The sequence below is a fragment of the Rothia sp. HMSC066G02 genome, from assembly GCF_001813145.1.
Classification (GTDB): Bacteria; Actinomycetota; Actinomycetes; order Actinomycetales; family Micrococcaceae; genus Rothia.
In genome coordinates, this window is the sequence record NZ_KV811586.1 from 91,654 (window position 1) to 112,244 (window position 20,591).

At 60.4% G+C, this 20,591-nt stretch carries 14 protein-coding genes and 1 riboswitch; of the genes, 9 read left to right on the plus strand and 5 right to left on the minus strand.

What is annotated here, in order from left to right; translation table 11 throughout:
* Positions 1-49: 49 nt before the first annotated feature.
* Positions 50-955, minus strand: a complete 906-nt coding sequence (locus HMPREF2894_RS03105) for a methylenetetrahydrofolate reductase (protein ID WP_049340837.1) — start codon at positions 953-955, stop codon at positions 50-52.
* 117 nt (positions 956-1,072) lie between these two features.
* A riboswitch (SAM riboswitch) is annotated at positions 1,073-1,189 on the minus strand.
* Between the two features lie 415 nt (positions 1,190-1,604).
* On the opposite strand from HMPREF2894_RS03105, the gene HMPREF2894_RS03110 reads away from it, so the two are divergent.
* From HMPREF2894_RS03110 to HMPREF2894_RS03120, 3 genes are all read left to right on the plus strand, one after another.
* Entirely contained in the window at positions 1,605-3,296 is a 1,692-nt protein-coding gene (locus tag HMPREF2894_RS03110) for an ATP-binding cassette domain-containing protein (protein ID WP_246827005.1), read from the plus strand.
* Between the two features lie 36 nt (positions 3,297-3,332).
* The gene (locus HMPREF2894_RS03115) at positions 3,333-4,334 is read left to right on the plus strand and encodes an aldo/keto reductase (RefSeq protein ID WP_070677757.1); all 1,002 of its coding nucleotides are present in this window, start codon (positions 3,333-3,335) and stop codon (positions 4,332-4,334) included.
* 224 nt (positions 4,335-4,558) lie between these two features.
* The gene (locus HMPREF2894_RS03120) at positions 4,559-6,001 is read left to right on the plus strand and encodes a sugar porter family MFS transporter (protein WP_070677759.1); all 1,443 of its coding nucleotides are present in this window, start codon (positions 4,559-4,561) and stop codon (positions 5,999-6,001) included.
* Between the two features lie 84 nt (positions 6,002-6,085).
* Here the strand turns inward: HMPREF2894_RS03120 and HMPREF2894_RS03125 are convergent, their stop codons facing one another.
* On the minus strand, positions 6,086-6,367 hold the full coding sequence (locus tag HMPREF2894_RS03125; RefSeq protein WP_005509047.1) for a type II toxin-antitoxin system prevent-host-death family antitoxin: 282 nt from the start codon (positions 6,365-6,367) through the stop codon (positions 6,086-6,088).
* A gap of 48 nt (positions 6,368-6,415) precedes the next feature.
* Here HMPREF2894_RS03125 and HMPREF2894_RS09220 point away from each other — a divergent pair, with 48 nt between their 5' ends.
* Both HMPREF2894_RS09220 and HMPREF2894_RS03130 read left to right on the plus strand, forming a co-directional pair.
* On the plus strand, positions 6,416-6,565 hold the full coding sequence (locus tag HMPREF2894_RS09220) for a type II toxin-antitoxin system RelE family toxin (protein WP_246827006.1): 150 nt from the start codon (positions 6,416-6,418) through the stop codon (positions 6,563-6,565).
* A gap of 219 nt (positions 6,566-6,784) precedes the next feature.
* Positions 6,785-7,996, plus strand: a complete 1,212-nt coding sequence (locus tag HMPREF2894_RS03130) for a cytochrome P450 (protein ID WP_070593122.1) — start codon at positions 6,785-6,787, stop codon at positions 7,994-7,996.
* A 187-nt stretch (positions 7,997-8,183) separates the two neighbouring features.
* Here HMPREF2894_RS03130 and HMPREF2894_RS09225 read toward each other — a convergent pair whose 3' ends face one another.
* Together HMPREF2894_RS09225 and HMPREF2894_RS03140 are read right to left on the minus strand one after the other, a co-directional pair.
* Entirely contained in the window at positions 8,184-9,068 is an 885-nt protein-coding gene (locus HMPREF2894_RS09225) for a lytic transglycosylase domain-containing protein (RefSeq protein ID WP_070593120.1), read from the minus strand.
* 214 nt (positions 9,069-9,282) lie between these two features.
* The gene (locus HMPREF2894_RS03140; protein ID WP_070677761.1) at positions 9,283-12,183 is read right to left on the minus strand and encodes a multicopper oxidase domain-containing protein; all 2,901 of its coding nucleotides are present in this window, start codon (positions 12,181-12,183) and stop codon (positions 9,283-9,285) included.
* Positions 12,184-12,499: 316 nt separating this feature from the next.
* Here HMPREF2894_RS03140 and HMPREF2894_RS03145 point away from each other — a divergent pair, with 316 nt between their 5' ends.
* Positions 12,500-13,888 carry a glycosyltransferase 87 family protein gene (locus HMPREF2894_RS03145; protein ID WP_070677763.1) on the plus strand — a complete coding sequence of 463 codons (1,389 nt, stop codon included), beginning with the start codon at positions 12,500-12,502 and terminating at the stop codon, positions 13,886-13,888.
* Positions 13,889-13,917: 29 nt separating this feature from the next.
* Complete coding sequence (locus HMPREF2894_RS03150) at positions 13,918-15,450, plus strand: glycosyltransferase 87 family protein (protein WP_070677893.1); 1,533 nt, start codon at positions 13,918-13,920, stop codon at positions 15,448-15,450.
* A 206-nt stretch (positions 15,451-15,656) separates the two neighbouring features.
* Here HMPREF2894_RS03150 and HMPREF2894_RS03155 read toward each other — a convergent pair whose 3' ends face one another.
* Entirely contained in the window at positions 15,657-17,816 is a 2,160-nt protein-coding gene (locus HMPREF2894_RS03155; RefSeq protein WP_070677765.1) for a hypothetical protein, read from the minus strand.
* A gap of 242 nt (positions 17,817-18,058) precedes the next feature.
* Here HMPREF2894_RS03155 and HMPREF2894_RS03160 point away from each other — a divergent pair, with 242 nt between their 5' ends.
* Together HMPREF2894_RS03160 and HMPREF2894_RS03165 are read left to right on the plus strand one after the other, a co-directional pair.
* On the plus strand, positions 18,059-19,039 hold the full coding sequence (locus HMPREF2894_RS03160; protein ID WP_070677767.1) for a CPBP family intramembrane glutamic endopeptidase: 981 nt from the start codon (positions 18,059-18,061) through the stop codon (positions 19,037-19,039).
* A 144-nt stretch (positions 19,040-19,183) separates the two neighbouring features.
* Positions 19,184-20,491 (plus strand): M18 family aminopeptidase, encoded by a 1,308-nt coding sequence (locus HMPREF2894_RS03165; protein ID WP_070677769.1) that lies wholly within the window; start codon positions 19,184-19,186, stop codon positions 20,489-20,491.
* The last annotated feature ends 100 nt before the right edge of the window (positions 20,492-20,591 follow it).

A 20,591-nucleotide genomic window follows, 5' to 3' on the forward strand; every position in this document is an offset into this window, starting at 1 on the left:
GCGGGGGAGACAATGGGAACGCATCCGACAAGGAGCGTTACGGGTTGGGTTAGGCGTATTCCAGTTCGCTCAGCGGCTGAGAGAAACGGTTGCTGTATCGGGGTAGGTCCAGCTGGTCCAGAACGTCCAGCACCGCCGCATGCTCGTTGAAGGTGAAGAAGTGCAGGCCCGGTGCGCCCGCATCCATCACGGCGCGGCACTGGTTCAGCGCGTAATCCACGCCGATGCGGTGCAACTCTGCGTTGCTGGTCGCCGTCTCTAGGGCGTAGGCGAGGTCCGTCGGGACTTCCATGCCCGCCATCTGGCAGAGGTTCTGTAGGCGCTTCAGCGAGGTTACCGGCATGATGCCCGGAATAATCGGAATATCCACGCCTGCCAGGTGCGCCGAATCGACCAGGGCGCTATAGCGTTCATCCTCAAAGAACACCTGAGTAATCGCGAAATCCGCGCCGGCACGCTGCTTGGACAGCAGAATCTCAATATCCTGCAGCAGGGATGCGGACTCGGGGTGCTTCTGCGGGTATGCCGCCACACCAATCGACACCTTGCCAGCTGCCAGGTGGGCGAAATCTTCACGCTCCACGCGGCGAATGAGCTCTACCAGGTAGCGGGCGAAAGGAAGTTCAGAAACCTGACCTTCCTGAATATCACCGCGAAGAGCCAGGAAACCGCGCACACCCAGACCCAGAATCAGGCGGACTGCACGCTCCAGCTCGTGCACTGAATGGCCTGCGCAAATCAGGTGAGCCAGCGGGGTGAGGGAGGTTTCATGCACCAGGTGGTCGAGCAGCGCCAGGGTCTTCTGGCGGCGCTTCGCGTCACCGGCGTAGGTGACTGACACGTAGTCGGGGTTGGTGCCCTCAAGCTCGGCAATGGTGTGGAGTAGCGACTCGCAGCTTGCGTGTGAGCGGGGTGGGAATAGCTCAAAAGAAAGAGCCGGGTGAACTGTCGTCATAACCTTCCTTCGTGTTCACCCGATAGATACGCACCGGGAGGGTGCGTGAATTCTTCTGCAGGATGCGCTGTACCGGTTTGTGGGTACGACTCATCAAGGGGTGCCGAAGGGTATTCTTCTCTATCGGTTCTGGCGGGAGCACCTTGTCCGTACCCTGCACCGTGACGGTGGGGGATACTGGCGAGGTTGCTGCGACGTCTACGAGCCAGATCTCTCGGTCGCTCTTGATAGATAACGCTTTCACTCTACCCACTGCCTCCGAGGGTGCGCAAGGGATGCGGCGGTTGATGTCCTAATATTTCTGGACATGACATTGGGGAGAAATATGAACTTAATATGACTGACTATGACGAAGGGGGCTGGGGGCGTTGCGGGTAGAGCTGTCGGCTAACCCCTGGATGCCCGAAAATATCACAGATATATCTGCTTAATATTCTTGGACACGCACGAATATATGTGTTTTATATTTCAATGAGGAGTAGGGTAACTAATGAAGCACGGGTAGTGTTTCGACGTCCGCTCATCGAGGAGTTTCAGGGCTCAAAGATGAGTTCAATACGACTTTGTGAGCGTGGTGAGAATGAAAAAGCTATTTTCTTCTATACTCTGGTCTTTCCGCCTAGCCTGGAAAACCTGTCCTGGGACCCTAGTGAGCGTCGCCCTATCGCTAGCCGTCATAGCCTGCATTCCCCTGAGTCAGTCCCTGCTGATTGGTAATACAGTATCAGCCTTGAGCGGTTCAAATGGTGGTGCGGCCTGGATTTATATCGTTGCTCTTGCCCTTGTTGTCGGAATTAATATCATTGCTAAACGCTGGGTCATAAGTAACATGCTCATCCTCAAATCAAAGGTGAACTATCGGGTTCACTGCATGTTAAATAACAGGTTATCTACATTTCCGTTATCTGATATAGGTAGCACAAAATCACAGGAAGATATACGTGCTGCTAGAGAGGCAATATCGAAACAGGAATTGCAGGTTCACACCATGTCAGTTATGACACTGGTGAGTGCCTTCGCAATGGTGTTACTTCTCTGTCTTAATATCGCGAACGTCAGCATTGTGGCAGCAATTTTTGCGGCACTGTGTTCACTACCCCTATCTATTGCAATGGTGATTCTCGCTAAACGTGATTACGCTATCTACACCCTAATGTACGAGGATTATCGGGTAGAGAACTACTATCTAGACAATCTGATGGCTCAAAGTCGCGCCCAAGAACTTCACCTCATGAGAGCCTCCCGATTTTTCTCGCAACGCGTAGCGTCCTGGCGACGCCGGGCAGCCGGTAGGGAATTGAGCCTTGAAAGTGTTAGAGGAATCATCTCCGTAGTTGCAGGGCTACTCTGCTCTGTCTTACTTTTTGCGTCCCTGTACTTCCTTGTGGATTCAGGAGCCGATATATCGTATGTGGCCGGATCGCTGATTGGAATCATTGCCTGTGTTGACGCGACCCAAGAGGTGGGATATTCATTCGGTCAGATTATTAATGGAGCATTATCTGTTCAGCAATTCCGAAGGGTATGCGACTCTGATACTTACGACCATGCTTCTGAGATAAAAACTTCTAACCCTAACCATGAAAATATTTCAAAAATTATATGCAAAGATGTATCCGTTCAGTATGAGGGCGCGTCGTCTTTTGCGCTTAAAGATATTAATCTTGAGCTGATGAATAATCAAATGATTGCAGTAGTTGGTGCCTCGGGCGCGGGAAAAACAACGCTAATAAATGCAATTCTTGGAATTACACCAATTGCCCAGGGGAGCATAACGTATAAGGGTGCTTCTTCTGAGAGTAAATACAACATGTTGGCAAATGTTGGTTTGGTGAGTCAAGACTACGGCCGTTATGAACTGACTGTGCGTGAAAATCTTCTTCTGGGTTTGCCGCAGGAGGCTGTTGAGCGTCTTGGTGATGCTGATTTGTGGTCGGCTTTGTCGGTGGCTTGTGCTGATGATTTTGTGCGTGGTCTTGAGGGCGGTTTGGATGCTCAGTTGGGTGAGTCGTTTGGTGGTGTTGGTCTTTCGGGTGGTCAGTGGCAGCGTTTGGCGTTGGCGCGTGTGGTTCTTCGGGATGCGCCGGTGTGGGTGTTGGATGAGCCGACCAGTGCTGTGGATGCTGAGACTGAGGAGGAGATTTTTGCTCGGTTGAAGGTGGCTGCTGTTGGGCGTTTGGTGGTGTTGGTGTCTCATCGTGCGTGGACGTTGCGTGGTGTTGATTCTGTGGTGGTGTTGGATGGTGGGTGTGTGGTGGAGCAAGGAACCTACCAGGACCTAACGACCGACCCCACATCACGCTTCAGGAAGCTCTTCGCCTCCCAACTGGAGGGGAAATAACCTCTCAACATACCCGCACAACGTAGAGTTAAAAGCATGGAACGTATTGAATCTCCCGTCTACCGCAGGCTCGGCAACTCCGGCCTCGTCGTACCCAGCGTCGGCATCGGCTGCAACAACCTCGGCCGCCCCGGCACCCCCACCCGCACCCAAGAAGGCACCAACGAAGTCATCGCCGCCGCAGTCGACGCCGGCATCAGCTTCTTCGACATCGCCGACCTCTACGGCGCCGAACCCGGCCTCTCAGAAACCATGTTCGGCACCGCCCTCACCCAGCTCGGCCTCGACCGCGACGAACTGACCATCGTCACCAAATTCGGCCTGCCCATCGGCGACCTCAACGGCAACGACCGCAACGCCCGCGGATCCCGCCGCTACATCATGCGCGCCGTCGAAGGGTCCCTCCGCCGCCTCGGCACCGACTACATCGACCTGTACTTCTACCACAGCCCCGACCCCAACACCCCCATCGAAGAAACCCTCAGCGCCCTCGACCAGCTCGTACGCGACGGCAAAGTCCGCTACCTGGGCCACTCCAACTTCTCCGGCTGGCAGCTCGCCCACGCCGAACACTGCGCCCATGAACTCGGCACCGAACGGTTCATCGTCGCTGAAAACCACTACAACCTGCTCGACCGCCGCGCAGAACTCGAAATCCTGCCCGCCGCACGGCACTTCGGCATGGGTGTGCTGCCGTACTTCCCGCTCGCTAACGGCCTGCTGACCGGCAAGTACCGCCGCGACAACATTCCCGCCGGTTCGCGCCTGTCCCATTCCAAGAAGAACGTGCTCGACGCCGCCAACTGGGACCAGCTCGAAGCCTTCCACAGCTTCTGCACCGAGCGCGGTATCACCGAGGTGCAGGCGGCGTTCTCCTGGCTCGCACAGCAGTCGCCGGTCACCTCCGTCATTGCCGGTGCGACCAGCGCCGAACAGGTACGCGCCAACGCACAGGCTGCCTGCCTGCGCTTCGACGCTGAGGACCTCGCCGCCCTGGACGCCATCTTCCCGGCACCCGAGAAGATCGCGCTGTTCTAAACTCCGGCTCCCTCTCAAAAGGGGCACTCAGGCGGACGCACATGTCGGCCGTAATATACGCTGAAAAATGTCCGTGGTGAGAAATAAATATCACCCGCCGAACGTTTTCGCTAGGATTAGGTGAGGTGTGTCTAACCTGATGCACCTCACCTAGCCCACTGACAGTGCTGAAGAACCACCAATGTCGGTGTAATCTCACCTAACCCCTCGGCATAAAGGACACCATGAGCGCACAGAGCACCGCCTCCACCCTGCCCCCTCTGGGCACCGGGAAGCACAGTCGATACCTCGGTATCATTGCACTCATCGCCACCTTCGGCGGTCTGCTCTTCGGCTACGACACCGGAGTGATCAACGGCGCGCTCGAACCCATGAGCCGCGAACTCGGCATGGACTCCACCGCCCAAGGCTGGGTCACCGGATCGCTCGCTTTCGCCGCCGCTATTGGCGCACTCGGATGCGGCCGCATCTCTGACCGGTTCGGCCGCCGAACCACCATCATTGGGCTGTCCACCATCTTCTTCATTGGTGCCCTGGCGTGCGTCTTCGCACCCAACGTCGCCGTGCTCATCACCGGGCGCACCCTGCTCGGCCTGGCGGTCGGTGGCGCCTCCGCCGTGGTGCCCGTGTTCCTCGCAGAGCTCGCACCCTACGAAATTCGAGGCTCCCTCTCCGGCCGCAACGAGCTCATGGTCGTGGGCGGTCAGCTTGCCGCGTTCATCGTGAACGCCCTCATCGGCAACGTATGGGGTGAGCACGACGGCGTGTGGCGCTGGATGTTCGCCATCTGCACCCTGCCCGCCATCGGCCTGTTCGTCGGCATGCTGCGAGTGCCCGAGTCGCCGCGCTGGCTGCTGCGCGTCGGTCGGCGTGAACAGGCGCTTGAGGTGATGAAGCGCATCCGCTCCACCGAACGTGCCGAGGCTGAGATCGCCGATATTGAACGCACCCTGCAGGCGGAGGCAACCACCCAGAACAATGCGGCGGGTAAGGAAAGCGTGGGCGTGCGCGGCTGGTTCGTGCGCATCCTGCTCGTCGGTATTCTGGTCGGCGCGGGCCAGCAGCTGACCGGCATCAACTCGATCATGTACTACGGCATTAAGGTGCTCAAGGAAGCCGGTTTCAGCGAATCCGCGGCGCTCATCGCGAATATTGCGCCGGGTACGATCGCGGTGCTCGGCTCCATCCTGTCGCTGCGCCTGATGGAGCGTGTACCGCGCCGCGTCATGGTCATTACCGGCTATAGTTCGACCGCGTTTTTCCACGTGCTGATTGCGGGCGCATCCATGCTACTGCCCGCCGATAACGCGGCGCGTCCCTGGATTCTGCTGGTGCTCATCGTCTGCTTTGTGGGCGCGATGCAGACCTGCCTGAACGTGTCGACGTGGGTGATTATGAGTGAGCTGTTCCCGCTGCGTGTGCGTGCGGCGGGTATGGGCATTTCGGCGTTTAGCGGCTGGATGATGAATGGTGTGCTGTCGCTGGCGTTCCCCGTGATTCTGGGTGCGGTCGGTCTGACCGGCTCCTTCATCGGCTTTGCCGTGGTGAACGTGATTATTGCGCTGCTGATGTTCCGCAACCTGCCGGAGACTCGCGGCGTGAGCCTGGAGCAGGTGGAGCGCGGCGTGATGGACGGCAGTATCTACCCCTCCGCACGCGGGCGCTAAACCCCGGCGGTTTTTAGGCAAGAATGAGGCGGGCGGCCCCTCCCCGGTGGAGGTGCCGCCCGCCTTGCAATATGCGTTGAAAGACTAGTCTGCAGGGTTCTCTGCGAGGAACTCGTCGAGGCCGATGCGGTAGCCGTCATCTTCGGCGCGTGCCTTGCGAAGAGCCTCAATGTCGAGGAGCTCTTCGTACTCTTCCAGCAGCTTCAAATCTTCGTAGGAGATGAGCGCGGCAACAGTCTTACCATTGCGGCTGATGAGGGGACGTTCGCCGGAGAACACGGCTTCATTGACTTTGGTTCCGAGGTTGTCGCGGAGTTCTTTAAGAGTCGTGACATTGGAACGAGTCCGGTGAGTGGTGACAGTCATGACTGGTTCCTTTCTGGGGTTTGTCCGTTAGCTCCGAGGATAGTTCCTGTGCAGGTTCTATTCAAGGGGCCGCAGTGCGAAGAAGGGTACAGGGCACGAGTAGGGAATTACCGCATTCTGTACATCATTGATAACGGTGCGGTTGTTGTTGAGGTCTTCCGAGTTGGTCATCGGCGAGAAGTCTATCGTGGCCTGTAGAGTGAGCGCGGCGTGATGGGTTGTAGTGCTGCCGCGACCGCACTGTTCGTTGAAGGAGAAGCAAGGAACCCCTACCCTGCGCCACCAACCCATAAGTGATACGGTCAAAGAACAAGTAAAGGCTACACGTGCTGAAATGCACGCCCGACCCTGCCCACACGCATCGCCCGGACGCCCGCATCCAGCACGCCACAACTCTATAACGAACACGGGTGAACAATGACTGAGAACGTACACAACGACTGGGACCTCCGAAGCGAAGAGGTTCAGAAGGACCAGGTAGCTGCCTACGACGCAATGCGCCGCCGTTGCCCTGTCGCCCACGACGAATTCATGGGCTACTCCGTCTTCAAAAACGCCGATGTACAGCACGTACTCGACCACCCCGAAATCTACTCTAACGTCGTCTCCACCCGCCACATCGCCGTCCCCAACGGCATGGACGCACCCGAACACACCACCTTCCGCGCGGTCAACGACAAGTACTTCACCCCCGAACGCCTCGAAAAGTTCGCACCCGTCATCCGCGACGCCGTGAAGGCCCTCATCGCGGACCTGCCCCGCGGCGAAGAAGTAGACGTCATGCAGGGCTTCGGCCAGGCATACGCAATGCGCGTGCAGAACGCCTTCATGGGCTGGCCCGCATGCCTCGAGCAGCCCCTCACCGAATGGATCGAGAAGAACCGCGTCGCCACCCTGCGCCGTGACCGCGAAGAAATCGCTAAGGTCGCCCTCGAATTCGACGGCTACATCCGCCAGCTGCTCGACGAGCGCCGCGAGGACGCTGCCGCCGGCAATCCCAAGGACGTCACCGCCGAACTGCTCACCGACACCGTGCAGCTGCCCGGCGAAGAACCCCGCACCATGACCGACGAAGAAATCGTCAGCCTCATCCGCAACTGGACCGTGGGCGAGCTGTCCACCGTCTCCGCAACCGTGGGCGTCTTCGTGAACTTCCTGGCACGCAACCGCGCCGAGCAGGACCGCCTGCGCGCATCCCTCGCCGAGGGCAACGCACTCGACGACCGCAGCGAAATTGCCCTCGCCGTTGAAGAAATCATGCGACTCGAAGACACCCTCGTCACCAACCGCCGCATCACCGCCCAGGACACCGAACTCGGCGGCCGCACCCTGCCCGCCGGCTCCCGCGTGACCATCAACTGGGCAAGCGCCAACCGCGACGAGGACGCCTTCGAAGACGCCCTCACCTACAACCCGCACCGCGACCAGTCCCGCAACCTCGTGTACGGCGACGGCATCCACGTCTGCCCCGGCGCGCCCCTGGCACGCCTGGAACTGCGCATCCTGCTCGAGGAGCTGCTGCGCGGCACCGAGTCCATTGAGATCGCGGACGAGAGCGAGAAGCCCGCAACCGTGAACGCCGTGTACCCGGTCTCCGGCTACTCGGTCGTGCGCGCCATCTTCAACTAGGCACGATTCAGCCCTAAAAAGGGCGAGGCGCCGAACCCCTGAGAATGGGGGTCGGCGCCTCGCGCTGTTAAGAGTACATATAAGAGTGAATAGTAGGGTAGTGGTGGCCGGTATCAGCCGCGCACTATAGATAAAACGGAATATTCCAAGACGGCTATATAGCCTAGTGGGTTATCCAAAAATGAATTTAGCGGCCGGAACTCGTTGCCGAAGGTTTCACCGAAGAACCCGCAGAGCCGCTCGCAGACGCACGAGCCGAAGCACTCGCAGAAGCCTCCGCCGCAGCTGATGCCGACTCCTCCGGGGACAGAGCCGTACCATCCGCATGAACACCAGCCATCGCCGGAGTCACACCATTCACGAAGCTCAACTTCGCCTGCTTGAACTGGTACTCGGGAGAGCAGGTCAGCTTGTACTTCGAATTCGCCAGCTCGCGAATCGACTTCACATAATTCTGAGTCTCCTCATACGGGGGAACACCGCCGTACTTCTCCACAGAACCCGGACCCGCGTTATAACCGGCGAGAACCACATCCTGCAGCTCATCCTCATTGGAGGCGTACTTCGCCAAACGAGTACGCAACTCACCCAGGTAGCGTGCCTGCGCCGCAATCGCATCGTGCGGGTTCAGAACATTACCGCCATTGCCGAAGTTGTAGTGGCCGCCGCTCCACGCATCATCAGTGAACTGTGCAATACCCTTAGCGCCCTGGTGGGACACAACGCCCACACGCCAGTGGCTCTCAGTCTCAATCTGCGCCGCTAGCACGCCGGGACGGAAACCCGCCACCTTAGAGCCCTCCTCGAAATCGGGTCGGAGAGCCGCCGGAGCATACGAAAGCTCCGTCATACCGCAATAGTCGTCATAGGTGGCTGCCAGGCCGGCAACACCGCCACCCAAAAGAACCGCAGAGGCAATAATCTGCCAATGCGCAAGTGCCCCGGCGAGAAAGCGAAGCGGGAAAGCTTTACGCTGCCGAGGGGAAGTCTGTGCGTCCGCCGAAGCGGGGATGTGGTTGTTGGCGCCCGTAGCGCTGCGCTCGGAAGAGGCGCTCGAAGTGCTATCTGCCATTCCTATAGACTAGCGCACCATCGCCGTTTATGGTGAAAAAACTCCCCTCCGTTGAGGTGAAAACCATAGTCAGAGAGTTCTTGGCGCGTCTTTACCGGAGTCAACATCAAGTGCAGGTACAGACTCCGTGCACGTGAAGGATGACCCCACCCGGTACACCTTTGACAGGGAGTACCAGGCGGGGTCAATCCATGATGGGGAGCTTCAGGAGTCCCTAACGGTTCGTCACCACGATCTTGCCGGCGGCACCGCGTTCCATCTCCGAGAAGGAGTGATTCACGAACGTGTACGTGCCAGACTCTAGGAACTGCATCTCCACGAAGCCGCCCTGAGCGGGCGCCAAATCGAGTGCCTGGCTGTGGCCGTCACGGCTACCGAACGCATCTGCGCCGCGGCGCATCAGGTAGCCGCCCTCCTTGTAGACGGTGTCGAATTGCGAACCGACCACGTGGAAGCTCGTGCCGTGGTTCGGGCCCGCAGCCATCACCCAAACACGGATACGCTCGCCCTTCTTCACCTGCAGCGGCTTCGCCTTGTACTGGGTTGCGTGGCCGTTGAACATGGTCAGCGTGGGGGTGCCTGCCGCGATCAGCTCCGGCGAGTTCTCCGCCAGCTTGTTACCGTCGGAGGCGGTCTTGCCGGTGTCGTGCAGGTACGCCTCGCCCTGAACCATCACGTACTCGTGATCGACCGGGTCAAGGTCCGCCGGGTCAATGATGACCGCGCCGTACATGCCCTGGGTCATGTGCAGGCTCAGCGGGGCGGTGCCGCAGTGGTACAGCCATATGCCGGCGGCCTTCGCCTCAAAACGGTAGACGAGACGCTCACCGGGGGCGATGGTCTTCATCGTGTTATCGGGGGAGACCATGCCCGCGTGGAAGTCCAGCGAGTGGCCCATCGTGCCGTTATTGATGAGTGTAATTTCAAAAATGTCGCCGACCTTGCCGCGCAGAATCGGTGCCATGTTCTGCCCGTTGAACGTCCACATGTGAACAGTCACGCCGGGCGCCACCTCGCGGTCGACTTCCTCAACTTCCAGGGTGACCTTGCGGACGGTCTTGCCGTTCACCTGCGTGGCGGTGTTCGGCGCCGGGATGTTCGGGTCGCGGTACTTGTAGCCGCTGCCGGGCGCTGCGGACATGTCAATCCTGCTGTTCGCAACGGTCATGAGGGTCGGAGTGCTACCCGACGCGGCGTGGTTGTGGGTGCCCGTAGAACCGTGGTTGTGGCCACCCTGCGCCACCTGGTTTGCGGAGGCGCCGGTCGCCTTCACCTTGAACACCATGCCCAGGGAGCGGTGACCCGCCACGGAGCAGTAGCCTTCCTGGTCGGCGGTAATGACGCCGGCGTCAACGGTTTTCGTTTCGCCGGGGTTGATGGTGCCGGTGGTTGCGCCGTTGTCGAAGGTCAGGTCGTGGGTCATGCCCTCGTCGTCGTTGGTGACCTCGACGACCAGGCGGTTACCGGCGGGGACCTCCACCTCGGCGGGGGTGAAACGGTAGTTGCTGGTCGCCTTCACCTGCACGGTGGTGGTCTGACCGGTTGCAGCCACGGAACCCGCCGAGGAGAACGACGGCAGGTTCAACGCGGACGGGTTCACGGCGAAGCCCAGCAGGAACGCCATGGCAACCGCGAGTGCCGCCTGGAAGCTCTGCTTGGCGTGCGGGACGGGTTCGGGGGTGAGTGCCTCCTGATTGAAGACGGGCTTTTCGCCGCGGGCGCGTGCTGCCATCATTTCCTTGCGGGTGTTCACGGACGCCTTCACGCCGCGCACCATCAGCGGAATGAACGCCATGAGCGCCAGCGCACCCACGATAGCGACGGCAATCTTGATGGACTGGCCGACCACGGAGCCGGGCATCATGAAGATAACGAGCGCCAGGTTCACGGCGGTTACGCGTGCCGCCGCGAAACGGCTGAACTCCTTGTTGGAGGCGCGCACCACCGCCGGGCCGCCACCCATGCGCTGGGGGAGCAGGTAGCTCATCGCGCCGAGCAGCAGCTGCAGCAGGAAGCCGACCACAAAGATAGGGGTCACGGCGCGCATGTCCAGCTGCGCGAAGGGGACGGTCGCCACCAGGTAGGCGGTGGCCGCCACACCAACAATCAGCCAGAGGAAGCCCATACCTACGCTCATGGGCGGGTACTCGTTCGGGCGCTTGGTGCGCAGGGTACGCACCATCACCCAGGCGACAATCAGCAGGGCAACTAGGTAGACGACCAGGCCGGCTGCGGCGAGCGGACGCATCCCTAAAATCGCGCCGACAAGGGTCAACGCTAAGCCACCGCACATGAGGTACAGGGCGCGCAGGCTGTGGGTGAGCGCCTTATCCACCATCTTGGTGCGCAGCATGGTCGGCCAGAACGTCACCAGCGTACCCACCGCGGTAATACCGACGAAGCCGAGCACGTTCACTGCCTCGTGCGCGAGCAGGAACTGCGAATGCAGGGTGCCGGACAGGTTCGGGTAGGCAATCATGCCGCCAAACGCCGCACCGAGGGGCAGCAGCAGCGCCGCAACAATGTAGAAGCGAATGGTCACACCGAACCGCGACGGCAGAGCCTGACGCACCTGCTTCAGCAAGTAGATGCCGTGCCAGGCAACCATCGAACCGACAATGAGGGCGCCCACCACCGTGGCGGCGTAGAGCCCGGGCACGCTCAGCTGACCGACCATGCCGATCATGAGCACGAGAATACCGGCGTTCAGAATGAAGATGCGGCGCACCTGGGTTCCGCGGTGCTCGTCAGGAATCTTGATTTTCATGAGCGCTTCGGTGAAGTGCTGCGACCAAATCAGAATCGAGTTCGTAATCAGGCCGAGGGTGACAATGTGCACCATCAGCCAGCCGCTATTCGGGATAAACCTGTGCAGCAGAAGTACGCCGACAAGGGTAAACATCCAGTGGGAGACGGGCTTGGAGGCGCGACGATGCCACGTACCGCGACCGGATGCGCGGCGTGCAATCTCTTCGGGGGTGAGGTTTGCGCCGGGCACATCAGCCGGGCGCGCGCCAATGCTCAGGCCGGAGGAGCCGCCTCCGGAGACGTTTGCGCCTGCGGGCTTGCCGCTCGTGTTCTCACCTTCGGGTGGGGTGCCGAGATGTTCACTCACGTGATCACTGCTTTCACTGCTGGTTGTTCGTGGACGTCGGTGTGCGGGTCGGCACCCGGTACCCCTGCGGTGGGGTGGGTGCCAATAAGCCCATTATATTGCCCGGATAGTACCAATTTTGAAGACATGACGTGCATATGAAGGCGGCTCATATCGTGATAGTTGTGCCTGCGCGCTCGAGCGGTTCTCCCCCTGTGAACCTGCTCCCCAATGCACCTTTCACAGGTGCGCGCGATAAACTATTAGGATTCCAAAATCAGATGCCCGCCCACCCTACGCGCGCATCCGCCGGCACCAAGGTAAGGACAAGCACCTCGTGACAAGGACTGACTCCACCACCCCCATCTGGGGAAAAATCGCTATTGTGGCACTCATCCTCATTGTTGGCGGTGGATACGTCATCAAAATGCTCACCAACCCCTTCTCCGGTATGGACTTTTCCATCTACCGTCTGGGCGCAATGACCATTTTCGATAACGAGGGCTTTACCCAGGACCTATACTCCCCGACCCTGAACGATCACGGCGTCATCAAGCCGCCGTTCACGTACCCGCCGTTCGCGGCGATGCTGTTCTTGCCGTTCGCTTTTATTCCGCTGGAAGTCGGCAAAGTCATTATGGTCATCGGTTCGGCTGTGGTGGCGTGGTGGATTTCCACGATCATTTACAACTACGTGAATGCGCGCGGCCGCGAACTGCCCCTGCAGCAGTACTTTGGTCGTGCCGGCACGATTGCGATGCTGACCATTCTGGTGGTGGCGGCGGGCCCGTGGCAGCGCACCCTGGACCTGATTCAGATTAACCCGTTCATTACGGCGCTGATTCTTGCCGATTTTGTGCGTCCGGCGACCCGCGTGCCGCGCGGCGTGCTGATTGGTATTGCGGGCGGCGTGAAGCTGACCCCGCTCGTGTTTGGTCTGATTCTGCTGGTCCGTCGCGACTGGAAGGGCATTGCGACCCTGGGCGCGACGTTCTTCGGCACCATTGTGCTGGGTTTCATTCTGATGCCTAAGGACGCGCCGGAGTTCTGGTTCTCCGCGCTGACGAACCCCTCCCGTGTGGGTGGCCTGAACTTTGTGGATAACGTCTCGATTCAGGGTTGGCTGCTACACTTCGGTCTTTCTGAGAGCGCCGCGAAGCCCGTCTACTACGCCCTGGCGCTGGTCACGATTGTGCTGACCGCCGCGCTGCTGTACCAGCTGGAACGCCGCGGTGCCGCGCTGGCGCAGGTGGCGGTGACCGCCTCCTTGATGGTGGCGCTGTCGCCGATTAGCTGGTCGCACCACAACGTGCTGCTGCCCCTGCTGGCTGCCGTGTTCATCATGGACGCGTTCCCGACCTATTTTGCGGTTCAGCCGGCGTGGCTGCGGGTGACAGCGACCGTGTTCGCGGTGGTTGCGGTGTTGGGCCTGTACCTGTCGCCGATTAGGATTGCGTCCTGGTTCCACGGTAGCGCTGATGGTTTGGAGCAGCTGGCTCCGGGCGCGTTGGCGGTTTCGGCTATTCCCGCGTTCTGCCTGTGGGCGACGATGACGCTCTGGTCTGTTGCCGCTCTGAGCGCGCCGGTGCGTGGTGCGAAGGTTGAGCCCGTGCAGTACGGTTCCGTGCGTAGCGATGCGCCTCTGGGCTGGTGGGGCGCTCGCGCCCTGGTGTCCGAGAGCGCCCAGTCTGTGCGTGCCGCTGCTTCTCGTGAGGCAACCGCGTGAGCCGCGACAAGGAGCTAGAAAAGACCCCTGTGAATACTGATAAGAACACCGCGAAGAGCGTAGTGAAGACCGCGGAGAATACCGAGGCGGTAGCGCCCATCATCCCGTGGGCTTCGGCATCTTCGGCGGTTGCGGAACCGGCTGTTGAGAGTGCCGCAGAGGTGCCCGAAGCCTCGGCAACCCCTAAAGAAACCGTCGAGGGAACCACCAAGGAAACCGCTGCAGAGCCCACACAACCTGCGCGTCGCGGCTTCTTTGACCGCATCCCCGGCATGCGTAGCGGCGATCTCTGGGCGCACCTGCTGTTCATCCTGGTTGCCCTCTACGCCTTCGACTACGTGACGCACGCGGCGGCTGACGATATTTACGTGTACCGCCTGGGTGCTGTCTCCCTGGCGGACGGCCCGGACGGCTACCAGCTGTACACCTTCCGCACGCGCGGCCTGCCGTTCACCTACCCACCGTTTGCGGCGTTGCTCTTCTACCCGCTCGCGTTCCTCACCGAGCCGCAGAGCATGCTGCTGATTACCGCCATTATTTGCGCGCTCTGCTACTGGTGCGCGTACCTGTTGTACTCCTACGCGCGTAGCCGCTCGTGGCGTCTGCCGTTGCAGAAGCACCTGGGTCATTGGGGTATGGTGTCGCTGATTGCGGCGCTGATTTGGATGTGCGGCCCGTGGCGTTTGACCACGCATTTTGGGCAGATTAACGCCATCATTCTGATGCTGATTCTCGCCGATTTTATGCGCCCGGCAACCCGCGTTCCGCGCGGTGTGCTGCTGGGTATCGCGGCGGGTATTAAGCTGACCCCGCTCGCGTTCGGTCTGCTGCTGCTCATGCGTAAGGACTGGAAGGGCATCGCGACCCTGGGTGCTAGCTTCGCCGCGACCGTGGGTATCGGCTTCCTGGTGATCCGTGAGGAGTCGCTGACGTTCTGGTTCCATGCGGTGCATGACACTTCGCGTGTGGGCTGGTTCAGCTACTTCGATAACGTGTCGATTATGGGTACGCTGACCCACGCGGGCCTGCAGCATCACCTGACGGCTACCGCCCTGTCCGTGGTGCAGGTGGCGTTGACCCTGCTGATTGTGCTGGTCACCGCGGTTCTGCTGGTTCCGCTGATTCGTGCCCGCGCGCTCATGGCGCAGCTGGCGCTGACCGCGTTCATGATGTTGCAGATTTCGCCGATTAGCTGGTCGCACCACAACACCTGGTACCCGCTGATGCTCGCCGCCGTGGTTATGGAGATCTTCCCGCTCATGTACCAGCGGGTCAGCTCCTTTGTTTTCACACTGGCTGTTGTTTTGGCGACCGCGGCGCTGGTGGGCATGTACATTTCGCCGTTCTGGATTGTGCTGGCGTTCTCCCCGCACTTCAGCTCGGATCAGATTCTGATGGTGCCGGAAGGCTCCCTGGGCCTGATGGCTGGCACCATGCCGTACCAGCTGATGTACCTGTTTATTCTGGTGACGTTTTTTGTGTACCTGGCGAATCGTCAGCTGGTGGAGCGTGCAGCACGTGCCGCGGGCGCCGAACTGGCGGAGGCGAAGTACTCCCGCTAAAGAAACCGCCCGCTCACGGCGGCTGCCCGCTCGAGGCGGTCGCTCGCCCGCGGCGGCGGGCGCATCCAGCAGGGCGTAAGCCCACCGGACAGAACCTCAGAGCATAGCCTCCCGGCATAAAAACCGGCATAAAAATATCCCCCGCACCTATCACGGGTGCGGGGGATACTTTTATACCCAGCCTACTGACCTAGTCAGTCACGCTGTTAGTTAGTGCCGATGCTCCAAGTAATGTTGGAGTCGGTACGAACCTGCATGTAGCTCTTGTTGCTCTGAACCCACTGCATGCTGCTCTTCACGGTCGGAATGGTCGAGGAGAAGAACGGGTCGTTCTTGGTCGCGTTCAGAACGGTGAAGCCGCGGGTGGTCGGGCCGCTGGTCTGGAACTCCATGGTTGCCTCGGTGCCTTCGTAGGTGAAAGCGTAGTAGTTCATGGTGCTCTGGAACTTCTCACCCTTCTTGTAGTGGGGTGCGGAGTCTGCGTCGTAGACGCGGATGGTCCACTCGCCCTTACCGGTCAGATCCAGCTTGCGGGTGGGGGTGGAGTGGCCGCTCGCGTCAATCCATGCGGTGCCCTTGAGCTCCTTGCCGTCGCGGGTGGAGTCGAGAACGCTCAGACCTGCGGTGATGTTGCCCTTGTCGTCACGGCTGGTGATGAAGGCGTTAACCACACCGTCTGCGGGCTTGAACTCGTAGTAGAGCAGGCCTGCGGACACATCGCCCTTGATCTTCTCAATGTCGATGGTGTCCTTATTATCGGCGACGGTCTTCTTGTATTCCTTGAACTCACCCTCGGGCATCTTCGCTTCAGCAGCAGCAACCGGCGCTGCGGAAGAAGCGGAAGTACCTGCTGCCGCGCTCTCAGATGCGGGAGCGGAAGAAGCCTCAGAGGATGCTGCCGCGGAGGACGCCTCAGCGGAAGTAGCCGCCGCGCTCGATGCCGCCGCAGAATTGGAGGCGGGGTTCGAGTTACCGCGCGGAATCAGCATGACAATCGCCAGGATGATGACAATCAGCAGAGCCAACGCACCACCGATAACACCCCACAGCTTGGTGCCGGAGAGCAGGCCCTTCTTCTCGGAGCCGTCCTCGCCATTGCCCTGGTTGCCGGGCTCGGTCATGTAGGGGTTGCTGAGCGCCACGGTTGCCTGGTCCTGATCAGACACCTGACCCTGGTAGGGCTGCTGAGCGTTGTACGGCTGACCCTGGTAGGGGTTGCCCTGGTACTGACCGCCCTGAGCGTTCTGACCGTCCTGGAAGCCCTGACCCTGGTACTGGCCACCCTGGAAGTTCTGGCCCTGGAAGCCCTCACTCTGGAAACCATCAGCCTGGTTCGGCTGGAAGCCGTTCGGTGCCTGACCCGCCGGGATGAACGCCGCGTTCTGGCCGCCCTGCGCGTTCTGGCCGGGCTGCATGTTCTGACCGGGCTGTTCCGAGAGGTTCACGGTACGCTCGGACAGGTTGACGGTGCGCTCGGTTTCCGGGGTGTGGAACTCAACGAGCGGGGAGTTCTCGATGGTGTGGGGAACCTCTTCGGTGGAGGCGGGAGCCTCAGCAACAGGTGCCTCAGCCGCGAGAGCCGCAGCAACCGGCTCGACTGCCGGCTCAGCGGCAGCGAGTGCCTCGGGGGCAACCTCGGCGACGGGCTCTACAACAACGGGCTCTACAACGGGTTCTGCAACCGGCTCGGATGCAACAGGCTCAGAGAGCGCGGGCTCGGCAACCGGTGCCTCAACAACGTGCGCCTCAACGGGCTGCTCGGAAGCAGCCTGCTCAGCAACGGGAGCCTCAACTGCGGGCTCTTCAGCCACAGTCTCCTCAGCAGAAGCCTGCGGGGTCAGAACCTGCTCGGGCAGAGCGGTGCCGGTCAGCGGAACCTGAGTCAGGTGACGCATCGGCTTGGGCTCGGAGGACTCCTCAGCGGACTCAGCCTGGGACGCCTCAACGTGGGGCGCCTCTACCTGCTGTGCCTCAACGTGGGATGCCTCAGCCTGGGGTGCTGCCGCCTCCGGAACCTCGACGACCTGCTCACCTTCGAGCTCAGCGGCGAGCTGCTCCAGGTCAACGTCCTCAACGGTCAGCGGTGCTGCAGCTTCGGCGGGCTGCTCAGCCTCAACAGCAGGCTCAGCAACTACGGGCTCAGCAACCTGCTCAGCGGGAGCTGCCTCAGCAGCGGGCTCCTCGGGAATCAGCGGCTCAATAGTAGCCTCTTCAACCTGAATGGGTTCGGGCTCGGGCTCTTCGACCCACAGCTGCCAGCCTTCAGGAACGGGACCCCACGCGGGGTCGGGGCGCCACGTAGGAGTGGGGGCCCATCCAGCAGGAGGAGCGGGCCAGTTGGGCGGCGGATTGAAGACGAGTGCCATAAGAAAGCAGCCTTTCTGGTGCTGAAAAAACACCCCGGAAGAGCGGTCATCAGCGACTATGTATATGAGCGTATTATCGCTACAAATTATGGCATAGGTTCAGAAAATGAACCCCGTGAATGGTAGGTTTTTAGCCTTATTCACGGCTTTTTCAATGGTTTTGGAACATTCCGTATCAATCGGCACTTGAAGGTTTCCGTATGCCCGGTCACCATCGACCCCGCGGAGGCTAGGATTAAAGAATGAACACTACACCGCCTCCCGCACCCCCGCAGGTAGCCGCCGGAACCCCCGCTGCTCCTGCGCCTGTTGCAGGTCTTGCCTACCACCGTCTCTCCCACGCCGACCCGAAATCCCGCTGGTTCTCACCCCTGCTGGAAGGTCTGCTCGGTGTCGCCGTATTTATTGGCCTCAACCTGATCATTTCAGTTGCCCTGGCTGCGACGATTATGGGTTCGGGACTTTCCCTCCAGGATGTAGCTACGAACCGCGCCGTCATTATGGAACACCCGGCGCTGTTCGCGCTGACGTTCCTCTCCCTTATCGCGATTGTGCCTTCGCTCTTTCTGGCACGCCTGGTCGTGGGTCCGAAGCCCTGGGGTCTGATCCATTCGGTGGCGGGTCGTCTGCGCCGCTCGCTACTGCTTCCGTACCTGGGTTTGAGCTTCGCTGTCTACGGCATCTACTACGCCGTGATGCTGGCGTTGAGCGGTGAGAGCCTGCCCGAATACCGCTATTTTCAACCTCCACAGGTTGAATTTTGGGTTTATGTGGCGATGATGCTGCTCCTAGTGCCCGTGCAGTGCTACGCCGAAGAGCTCGCCTACCGCGGCTTCATGATGCAGATGCTGGGCCGCTGGCTCCGCACCCCCTGGCTGCCGATTGTGCTGCCCGCCGTGCTGTTCATGCTCTCCCACGCCTACGACCCCTGGGGTCAGAGCACGATTCTCGCGATGGGTATTTACGCGGGTTTCCTCTGCTGGTACACCGGCGGTCTGGAAGCCTCCATCAGCCTGCACGTGGCAAATAACGTGATTCTGATGCTGCTGTCCATGGTGGCTGGTCTGGATCCGTTCGCCTCCGAGGGCATGACCCCCGTGGATGCACTACAGGGCATCGCCCTGGAAGGCGTGTACGTGGTGCTCGCCTGCCTGATCTTCAATGCGCGCGCTCGCCGCGGCGAGGTTTCACGTGAAACACAACCGCTCAAGGTTGATAAATAGGCTATTTGGCGGGTTGTTCTAGCTCAGCTACCCCGGCCCGCCCGCCCCGCTCCATTCGAGCCTCACCAGGGCTCATACTTCACGCCGCGTGGACTACCAGCCCCGGTCACCCCATCAACACCCAAGAAAAGGTAGGGTTAAACCATGACTGTTGATGCTGTAAAAAATATTGAAGACCTCGCCGCATTCGTGGCGGAGTCGCCGGTCTCTTACCTCGCCGCGCGCACGGTAGCGCGCCGCCTGCAAGCAGCGGGCTTCACCGAGCTTGTAGAGACCGAAGCATGGGACCCGCAGATTGCAACCGGCCGCCACTTCGTCGTCCGTGACGGCGCGATTATCGCCTGGGCTGGCGGCGCGAAGGCGCAGAAGGCAAGCGGCTACCGCGTTCTGGGTGCGCACACCGACTCGCCCTCCCTGAAGGTCAAGCCTTCCTCCTCCATCACCACGAAGGGCTGGCACCAGATTGCCGTGGAGAACTATGGTGGTGCACTGCTGAACTCCTTCCTGGACCGCGAGCTGTGCGTGGCGGGTCGCCTCACCGTCCTGGAGGACGGCGAGCTGAAGGACCGCCTGGTGCGCACCGGCCCGATTGCGCGCATCCCGCAGCTGGCACCGCACCTGGACCACAAGCGCAACGAACTGGTGCTGGACAAGCAGTTCAACATGTACCCCGTGTGGGGCGTGGACCCGGCGGAGAACGACGTGCTCGGCTACATGGCGAAGCACGTGATTGACGGTGAGCCGGTCGACCCGGAAAGCATTGTGGGTTACGACCTGCTGTTTGCTGATTCGCAGCCGCCGCGCCGCTTCGGTGCAGATCAGGAGCTATTCTCTTCTGGCCGCTTGGATAACCTGTCTTCGGTGCATGCGGGTTTGACCGCCCTGGAGCGTTACGTTGCCGATAACGCGGATGAGCACGCCACCGAGACTGTGATGCTTGCGGCGTTTGACCATGAGGAGCTTGGTTCGGAGTCACGTAGTGGTGCGGCTGGCCCGTTCCTGGAGGATATTTTGGTGCGCCTCTCGGCTGCGCGCGGTGAGAGCACGGAGGAGTACCGCCGTTCGGTGGCGGCGTCGTTCTGCCTGTCGGCTGATGCCGGTCACCTGGTGCACCCGAATTATCAGGGTCACCACGACCCGACCGTGCAGCCGCTGCCTGGTGGTGGCCCGCTGCTGAAGATTAACGCGAACCAGCGTTACGCGACGGATTCGGTGGGTGCTGGCGTGTTTGCTGCGGCGTGTGCGAAGGCTGGTGTGCCGTATCAGGAGTTCGTGTCGAATAACAATATGCCGTGTGGTTCGACGATTGGCCCGATTACGGCGACTCGCCTGGGTATGCGCACCGTGGATGTGGGTATTGGCCTGCTGTCGATGCATTCGATGCGCGAGATGTGCCATGTGGACGATATGGCATACATGACGCGCGCGGTGGAAGGCTTCTTCCGCCTCTAAATTGAATCCCGCTGAGGTATGAACAGTGGGGGAGTGGGCGCCGGGAATGTATGGTTCCCGGCGCCCTTATTTTTTAAAAATTTTTCGGGGGGGGGGGGGG

Excerpts from the sequence above, each read along its gene's own strand:
- HMPREF2894_RS03105 (WP_049340837.1), bottom strand. The coding sequence starts at position 955 with ATGACGACAGTTCACCCGGCTCTTTCTTTTGAGCTATTCCCACCCCGC.
- HMPREF2894_RS03115 (WP_070677757.1), top strand. The coding sequence starts at position 3,333 with ATGGAACGTATTGAATCTCCCGTCTACCGCAGGCTCGGCAACTCCGGC.
- HMPREF2894_RS03120 (WP_070677759.1), top strand. The coding sequence starts at position 4,559 with ATGAGCGCACAGAGCACCGCCTCCACCCTGCCCCCTCTGGGCACCGGG.
- HMPREF2894_RS03125 (WP_005509047.1), bottom strand. The coding sequence starts at position 6,367 with ATGACTGTCACCACTCACCGGACTCGTTCCAATGTCACGACTCTTAAA.
- HMPREF2894_RS03130 (WP_070593122.1), top strand. The coding sequence starts at position 6,785 with ATGACTGAGAACGTACACAACGACTGGGACCTCCGAAGCGAAGAGGTT.
- HMPREF2894_RS09225 (WP_070593120.1), bottom strand. The coding sequence starts at position 9,068 with ATGGCAGATAGCACTTCGAGCGCCTCTTCCGAGCGCAGCGCTACGGGC.
- HMPREF2894_RS03155 (WP_070677765.1), bottom strand. The coding sequence starts at position 17,816 with ATGGCACTCGTCTTCAATCCGCCGCCCAACTGGCCCGCTCCTCCTGCT.
- HMPREF2894_RS03160 (WP_070677767.1), top strand. The coding sequence starts at position 18,059 with ATGAACACTACACCGCCTCCCGCACCCCCGCAGGTAGCCGCCGGAACC.
- HMPREF2894_RS03165 (WP_070677769.1), top strand. The coding sequence starts at position 19,184 with ATGACTGTTGATGCTGTAAAAAATATTGAAGACCTCGCCGCATTCGTG.